This window comes from Corynebacterium pilbarense, assembly GCF_026930265.1.
In the GTDB taxonomy this organism is placed as follows: Bacteria; Actinomycetota; Actinomycetes; order Mycobacteriales; family Mycobacteriaceae; genus Corynebacterium; species Corynebacterium pilbarense.
In genome coordinates, this window is sequence record NZ_JANRML010000030.1 from 1 (window position 1) to 3237 (window position 3237).

A 3237-nucleotide genomic window follows, 5' to 3' on the forward strand; every position below is an offset into this window, starting at 1 on the left:
GTGACGGTACCTGGAGAAGAAGCACCGGCTAACTACGTGCCAGCAGCCGCGGTAATACGTAGGGTGCGAGCGTTGTCCGGAATTACTGGGCGTAAAGAGCTCGTAGGTGGTTTGTCGCGTCGTTTGTGTAAGCCCGCAGCTTAACTGCGGGACTGCAGGCGATACGGGCATAACTTGAGTGCTGTAGGGGAGACTGGAATTCCTGGTGTAGCGGTGGAATGCGCAGATATCAGGAGGAACACCGATGGCGAAGGCAGGTCTCTGGGCAGTAACTGACGCTGAGGAGCGAAAGCATGGGTAGCGAACAGGATTAGATACCCTGGTAGTCCATGCCGTAAACGGTGGGCGCTAGGTGTGAGTCCCTTCCACGGGGTTCGTGCCGTAGCTAACGCATTAAGCGCCCCGCCTGGGGAGTACGGCCGCAAGGCTAAAACTCAAAGGAATTGACGGGGGCCCGCACAAGCGGCGGAGCATGTGGATTAATTCGATGCAACGCGAAGAACCTTACCTGGGCTTGACATACACCAGATCGCCGTAGAGATACGGTTTCCCTTTGTGGTTGGTGTACAGGTGGTGCATGGTTGTCGTCAGCTCGTGTCGTGAGATGTTGGGTTAAGTCCCGCAACGAGCGCAACCCTTGTCTTATGTTGCCAGCACGTTATGGTGGGGACTCGTGAGAGACTGCCGGGGTTAACTCGGAGGAAGGTGGGGATGACGTCAAATCATCATGCCCCTTATGTCCAGGGCTTCACACATGCTACAATGGTCGGTACAACGCGTCTGCGAGCCTGTGAGGGTGAGCTAATCGCTGTAAAGCCGGTCGTAGTTCGGATTGGGGTCTGCAACTCGACCCCATGAAGTCGGAGTCGCTAGTAATCGCAGATCAGCAACGCTGCGGTGAATACGTTCCCGGGCCTTGTACACACCGCCCGTCACGTCATGAAAGTTGGTAACACCCGAAGCCAGTGGCCTGTCATGGGAGCTGTCGAAGGTGGGATCGGCGATTGGGACGAAGTCGTAACAAGGTAGCCGTACCGGAAGGTGCGGCTGGATCACCTCCTTTCTAAGGAGCTTTTATTTTGTGTGCCCACAGTTGTGGGCCTGTTGCGGTTGAGTCGCCGAGTGTGTGACTGCCGCATTGTTTGTTTTTGCCGGGTGGAGGCATACCCGCAAGTTGGCTTGCATCGCTTCGATGGTGGTGTTGGTGGCTTGGTTGGGGTGTGTGCTGCGTGGTGCTTGTGGTTGGTGGATACACCGCTTATGCGTGACAAAAGGGTTTTTGTGTTGGTGCACTGTTGGGTGTCTGGGGCAGCATTGGTTGTTCCTGTTGGGCCCTGCGTACACGAATGGCCTGTTGTGGTTGTTTGTGTGTGGGGTTGTGTTGTGTGAGAACTGTATAGTGGACGCGAGTATCTTTCTTTTTTGTGTTTTGGTGTTTATACCTGTTTGTTTGTGTGTCCGTGTGTTTTGTTACGGGCGTATGGTGGATGCCTTGGCATGCTGAGCCGATGAAGGACGTGTGAGGCTGCGTTATGCCTCGGGGAGTTGCCAACAAAGCGTTGATCCGAGGATGTCCGAATGGGGAAACCCAGCACCGGTTGTGTGGTGTTACCCGCAGGTGAATTCATAGCCTGTGTGGGGGTTGACGCGGGGAAGTGAAACATCTCAGTACCCGTAGGAGAAGAAAACAATTGTGATTCCGTGTGTAGTGGCGAGCGATAGCGGATGAGGCTAAACCGTGTGCGTGTGATACCTGGCAGGGGTTGCGTGTGCGGTGTTGTGGGGCGCAAGTGGTGCAGGCTGCCGACTGCAAGCGCAATTTGCATACATCAGCGGAAGCATCTGGGATGGTGCACCGGAGTAGGTGATGAGTCCTGTACGTGAAGGTGTGTGTGGTTGTGTTGTTTGTGTTTTTCCCCGAGTAGCAGCGGGCTCGTGGAATCTGCTGTGAATCTGCCGGGACCACCCGGTAAGCCTAAATACTCAGTGTGACCGATAGTGAATGAAGTACCGTGAGGGAATGGTGAAAAGTACCCCGGGAGGGGAGTGAAAGAGTTCCTGAAACCATGCGCTTACAATCCGTCAGAGCACCTTTGTGTGTGATGGCGTGCCTTTTGAAGAATGAGCCTGCGAGTCAGCGGCATGTCGCGAGGTTAACCCGTTTGTGGGGTAGTCGTAGCGAAAGCGAATCCGAATAGGGTGGCAAGTGGCATGTCCTGGACCCGAAGCGGGGTGATCTACCCATGGCCAGTGTGAAGCAGCTGTAAGAGGTTGTGGAGGCGCGAACCCACTTAGGTTGAAAACTGAGGGGATGAGCTGTGGGTAGGGGTGAAAGGCCAATCAAACTCCGTGATAGCTGGTTCTCCCCGAAATGCATTTAGGTGCAGCGTGATGTGAGCTTGCCGGAGGTAGAGCTACTGGTTGGTTGAGCGGGACTATCATCTTAGCGACGTCAGCCAAACTCCGAATACCGGTGAAGTGGTGCATTGCAGTGAGACTGTGGGGGATAAGCTTCATAGTCGAGAGGGAAACAGCCCAGATCGCCGGTTAAGGCCCCTAAGGGTGTGCTAAGTGGAAAAGGATGTGGGATCGCGAAGACAGCCAGGAGGTTGGCTTAGAAGCAGCCATCCTTGAAAGAGTGCGTAATAGCTCACTGGTCGAGTGGTTCCGCGCCGACAATGTAGTGGGGCTCAAGCACACCGCCGAAGCCGCGGCAATAGTTTTGCTATTGGGTAGGGGAGCGTCGTGTGTGGGGTGAAGCCGTATCGGAAGGAGCGGTGGACTGCATGCGAGTGAGAATGCAGGCATGAGTAACGAATGGCAAGTGAGAATCTTGCCCGCCGGATGACTAAGGGTTCCTGGGTCAAGTTCGTCTTCCCAGGGTGAGTCGGGTCCTAAGGCGAGGCCGACAGGCGTAGTCGATGGTCAACGGGTTGATATTCCCGTACCCGTATGTGCGCGCCCAGTATCGAAGCGGTGAGACTAACCACCCTGATCTACCGACCGGTGCCACTTTTCGAAGTGGTTGGTTGGTGGTGATGCGTGGGGCCTGATCCGTGGTAGGTCAGTGATGGGGTGACGCAGTGAGGTAGCCGAGCCGCTTATTGGATTGCGGTGCAAGCGTGTGGCACGACAACATTGGTCAAATCCGGTTGTCATGAGTGTGAGGCGTGATGCGTAGCCCATTGGGGTGATGTTGGTGATCCTGTACTGCCGAGAAAAGCCTCTAGCGATGTG

2 rRNA genes are annotated in these 3237 nt (G+C 55.2%); both read left to right on the forward strand.

Annotation, left to right across the window (positions count from 1 at the left end):
- Nucleotides 1-1063, forward strand: a 16S ribosomal RNA gene (locus NUW87_RS11170); the annotation flags it as partial.
- A 397-nt stretch (nt 1064-1460) separates the two neighbouring features.
- Nucleotides 1461-3237: ribosomal RNA gene (locus NUW87_RS11175) — 23S ribosomal RNA — on the forward strand; the annotation flags it as partial.